This window comes from Candidatus Planktophila sp. (assembly GCF_044348745.1).
Lineage (GTDB): Bacteria > Actinomycetota > Actinomycetes > Nanopelagicales > Nanopelagicaceae > Planktophila.
Window position 1 is genome coordinate 1 of sequence record NZ_JBIKSG010000050.1, and the last position, 4,326, is coordinate 4,326.

At 45.0% G+C, this 4,326-nt stretch carries 5 protein-coding genes; 3 read left to right on the plus strand and 2 right to left on the minus strand.

Translation table 11 applies throughout. The features are described 5' to 3' along the window. The first annotated feature begins 174 nt into the window (after window positions 1-174). Complete coding sequence (locus AC9UH7_RS06090) at window positions 175-690, plus strand: HNH endonuclease (protein WP_509569182.1); 516 nt, start codon at window positions 175-177, stop codon at window positions 688-690. An 18-nt stretch (window positions 691-708) separates the two neighbouring features. After that, window positions 709-879 (plus strand): hypothetical protein, encoded by a 171-nt coding sequence (locus AC9UH7_RS06095; protein WP_509596243.1) that lies wholly within the window; start codon window positions 709-711, stop codon window positions 877-879. A 14-nt stretch (window positions 880-893) separates the two neighbouring features. Here AC9UH7_RS06095 and pepN read toward each other — a convergent pair whose 3' ends face one another. Next, complete coding sequence (gene pepN / locus AC9UH7_RS06100; RefSeq protein ID WP_509596245.1) at window positions 894-3,431, minus strand: aminopeptidase N; 2,538 nt, start codon at window positions 3,429-3,431, stop codon at window positions 894-896. A 56-nt stretch (window positions 3,432-3,487) separates the two neighbouring features. On the opposite strand from pepN, the gene trmB reads away from it, so the two are divergent. Beyond that, on the plus strand, window positions 3,488-4,147 hold the full coding sequence (trmB, locus tag AC9UH7_RS06105; protein ID WP_509596246.1) for a tRNA (guanosine(46)-N7)-methyltransferase TrmB: 660 nt from the start codon (window positions 3,488-3,490) through the stop codon (window positions 4,145-4,147). Here trmB and AC9UH7_RS06110 read toward each other — a convergent pair. Then, window positions 4,144-4,326, minus strand: a 183-nt coding sequence (locus AC9UH7_RS06110) for an RpiB/LacA/LacB family sugar-phosphate isomerase (protein ID WP_509596248.1), incomplete at its 5' end; no start/stop codon positions are given. The genes trmB and AC9UH7_RS06110 overlap by 4 nt on opposite strands.

Sequence of the window (4,326 nt, forward strand, 5' to 3'; positions counted from 1 at the left end):
GCGAAGGGGAGTCCCAGCCATCCATTCCAGGAAGTTACGCATAGAGTCGCTCATAATGACGAGACTTTATCCAAATCTTTACCTAAAAGCCCCATTGAAATACCCACGAGGTCGGGTGTTTTGGTGCAAGATAAACCAATCGGTGCCAGCCAGGCGCTAGATCGGGAGCGATATATGTCGCGCACACTTGTTTTAAATGCCACCTATGAACCACTGGGTGTCATAACAGACCGTCGCGCGCTGATCCTTGTCTTAAATCACCGAGCAGTGATGGTTGAAGATTCTGGCGAGATTTTGAGATTTGCTGGTGGCCAAGTTTCACTTCCAGCAGTTGTGCGCCTTACAAAATTTGTTCGTATTCCATATCGCCATTCAGTTCCTTTATCTCGCCGTGCAATCTTTGCTCGCGATGGCGGTCGTTGTGTTTACTGCGCAGCACCTGCAACATCTATTGATCATGTCATTCCACGCAGTCGTGGTGGTGGGCACAATTGGGAAAATGTTGTCTCTGCCTGCCATAAGTGCAACCATGTTAAGGCTGATAAGCACCTGAAAGAGTTGGGATGGCGCTTGCGCACCTTGCCTCGCGAACCGGTGGGGGCGGCATGGAGAATCTTGGGAACAGGTCGCACAGATCACAGATGGTTGCCGTACTTGCAGCCATTTGGTGTGGCAGCAGCAACTGCATAAGTAATTTACACTTACGCCATGACTATTTTTGAAGGCCCAGTAACTTCAGCTCCAGGATTATCAGTACTGGAAACAATTGTTACATTCGTAGTAATTCCAACAGCATTATTTGTTGTGATATCAGTACTTACTTATGCTGCCACTGCCACACGGCAGAAGAAGTCTTCAGCAATTACTTCAATCGAATAACAACGCTACACAAATTACTTATCTAGTACCTGCACCTTAAGAGCGCGGATTAATCCATCCTGTGACTCTTTGACAAGCTTTCGCAAGACAGCAGGAGCATCTTTTCCTGTGCCAGCTAGCCAAGCATTAGTCAGATCTACAGTTGATTGCTTCACAACCCATGATGGATAAAAACCTGTCACATACTTTGCTGCAGGTTCATAAGATTTTGATTCCCAAACTGAAATGAGATTATCAAAGTAGAGGTTTACAAATGGCTCTAACAACTTGCCCTGAATAGGACGCTGGAAACCAGCAACTAAAGCGGTTCGAACAGAGGTTGAAACCTCTTCGTTGAGAACCTTGTTAAATGCATATGCCTTAGCCTCATGATTTGGCATTGCTGCTAAACAAGTCTCGTAGGCAAGGTTTCCAGTAGTTGTGTTGTCCTTTGCAAGTTCAGCATCTAGTTCTGCCTTTGTTGTTGCACCGCGCTCTGTTAGAGCAATCAAGAAGTACCAACGAAGGTCGGCATCAACCTTTAGCCCTGGAGCAGATCCATTCAGAAGTGCGCGAATGTTTGCAGTTTGTGCATCTGTGTGCGCATTAATTGCAAAGGCGCGGGAGATCAAAAGCTGTAGATCGCTAGCTGGAGCGCAACTGTTTGTCAGTGCCCACAAACCATCAGCCAACTTTTCACGGTAGGCATCACGGTTTGCTTCCTTTGTATAGGCCTCAACAGATGTGCCTAATTGCGAAAGCACAATATTGACGATTGCATCATCACTTTCTCCAGCAAGACCGTTAAGTGCGATTTCTAGGAAGTCAGAGGATGAAATTTCAGCATCTCGATGCATATCCCAGATTGCTGCCCAACACAAAGCGCGAGCAAGAGCATCATCAAATTTTCCAAGATGGGTTTTGAGTGTTGCAATTGAACGATCATCAAAGCGCAATTTTGCATATGACAGGTCGCGATCATTGATGAGCAATAGATCCGCAACATTTTCACCTGCAAGATCAGTAACAACTGTTGAAGCACCGGCAACGTCTAACTCGACACTCTTGCGAAGCGTCAAGGAATCGCCACTGATGTCATAGAGACCAACAGCTAAACGGTGGGGGCGTAGTTCTTTAGAACCAACTGGAATCAATGGCACTTCCTGTGAAATTGTGACGCTCTTATAAACTCCCGCATCAATATCTAAAACAGGGCGCAAGGTGTTTACACCTGCTGTTTGCAACCAGGTGTTAACCCAAGCATCAAGTTTGCGTCCACTTGCCGCTTCTAGCTCTACCAACAAGTCATTGAGCGTTGTGTTACCCCAAGCATGCTTAGCAAAGTATTTCTGAAGGCCTGCAATAAATTGCGGGCGTCCAACGTGAGCTACTAATTGGTGGAGAACTGAAGCACCCTTTGCATAGGTAATTCCGTCAAAGTTTGCATTGACCGCTTCCATATCGACCATGTCAGCGATGATTGGGTGGGTCGAAGAGAGTTGGTCTTGGCGATAGGCCCAGTTTTTGCGGGCAGAGTTAAATTCTGACCATGCTCCCTTAAAACGTGTTCCTTCTGAAAGGGCTAAGTAGGAAGACCACTCTGCAAATGATTCGTTGAGCCATAGATCATCCCACCAGTACATGGTGACCATGTCACCAAACCACATGTGAGCCATCTCGTGCAGGATTGTGTTGGCACGTGAGAGGTATGCCTTATCTGGCATGTGGCTGCGGAAAACCAATACATCTTCACGGAAAGTAACTGCGCCGGCGTTTTCCATTGCACCAAAGTTAAAGTCAACCACTGCAATCTGATCATACTTTTCAAATGGATATGCCAAACCGAAGGTCTTTTCAAAGTATTCAAAACCTTGCTTAGTGATGAGGAAAATATCTTCAGGATCTAAGTACTGCATCATTGACTTGCGGCAGTAAATACCAAGTGGGATTTCCTTCTCACCTTTATACACATCATGCACATGCGAATACGGTCCGGCGATAAGTGCATCTAGATATGTAGTGATGCGTGGAGTCGTTGAGAACTTCCATTCAACAAGATCTCCCTTTGCAACCTTTGACTCAACGGGATTGTTTGAAACAGCTTCCCAGTGACCAGGTGTTGTGACAGTTAAAGAAAAAGTTGCCTTCAAAGAGGGCTGATCAAAGCAAGGGAACATGTTGCGGATGTGGGCGGTCTCGCCTTGAGAGTATAAATAAACCTCACCATCAGATGGATCAACTGAACGCTGCAGACCTTCACCTGACTTTGAGTACTCAGCTTCAATTTCAATGACGAGAAGATTCTCTGCAGCTAGACCAGTAATAAAGATCGATTCGCCGTCAAAGTTACTTGTATCAACTGCAACTCCATTGAGGGTCGCACTAATTACTGAACGGCCTACCGCGTCAATAAATGTGGAATAACCAGGCTTATTACATGTAAAGGAAACTTCAGACTTTGAATAAAAGGTCTCTTCGCCCTTTGTTACATCAAGGGTTACTACATAGCTGTTTACATACAGATGGTCCGCACGATCTTTTGCTTCCGCACGGCTCAAATTTAGACCTGGCACTTGTTACTCCTTTGAGGGTTTTGTAGGTTCCAATCCAACCATGACAGAGTTACCCCATGGAACGCCCATCGGTACGCAGTTACAGCATTCGTGGATCACGCATAACTGATGCCCAAAGGCAGGCAAAGACAGCCCTGCAGGCCATTCATGGAATTGAATTTAAGCAAGAGTTAATAGAGGTTAAGGCAATCTTTCCTAACAGCCAATCAATCATTATGGAGATTGGTTTTGGAATGGGTGAGGCAACGGCAATCATCGCTAAGAATCATCCCAACAATGGATATATCGCAGTCGATGTCCACCCACCAGGAATCGGTAAGTTGTTGGCACGCATAGTTGAAAACAATCTAACTAACCTAAAAGTAATTGAAGATGATGTGCATGTGGTTTTGCAGCACATGATCCCTGATGAATCACTTGATGGAATTCATTTGTACTTTCCAGATCCTTGGCCCAAGAAGAAACACAACAAACGCCGTATTGTTAATGAAGGTTTTCTTGCTTTGATTCACCCAAAGATTAAAAAAGGTGGCTTCATACATATTGCAACTGATTGGGTTCCTTATGCAGAGAGCATTCAAGAGGTTTTTGCAGCCTCCACATTATTTACTGGGGGAGTAATCGATAAACCAGAATGGCGACCAGTAACTCGTTTTGAAGGTCAAGGTATTGATAAAGATCATGCCGTTAATGACATGTTATATACAAAGGTTTAAAGCGAACCCTCATATTTAGATATCTTGTTAATTCTGCGCACATGACGCTCATCATTTGAAAAGGGCGTTTCAACAAATGCATCAATGATTGATTTGCACTCTTCAATCGTGTGCATCCGGCCGCCGATACCAACAACATTTGCATTGTTGTGATCACGTGCCAGCTTTGCTGTTTCCAC

Coding starts and splice junctions, on each gene's coding strand:
- trmB (WP_509596246.1), top strand. CDS start 3,488: ATGGAACGCCCATCGGTACGCAGTTACAGCATTCGTGGATCACGCATA.
- AC9UH7_RS06095 (WP_509596243.1), top strand. CDS start 709: ATGACTATTTTTGAAGGCCCAGTAACTTCAGCTCCAGGATTATCAGTA.
- AC9UH7_RS06090 (WP_509569182.1), top strand. CDS start 175: ATGTCGCGCACACTTGTTTTAAATGCCACCTATGAACCACTGGGTGTC.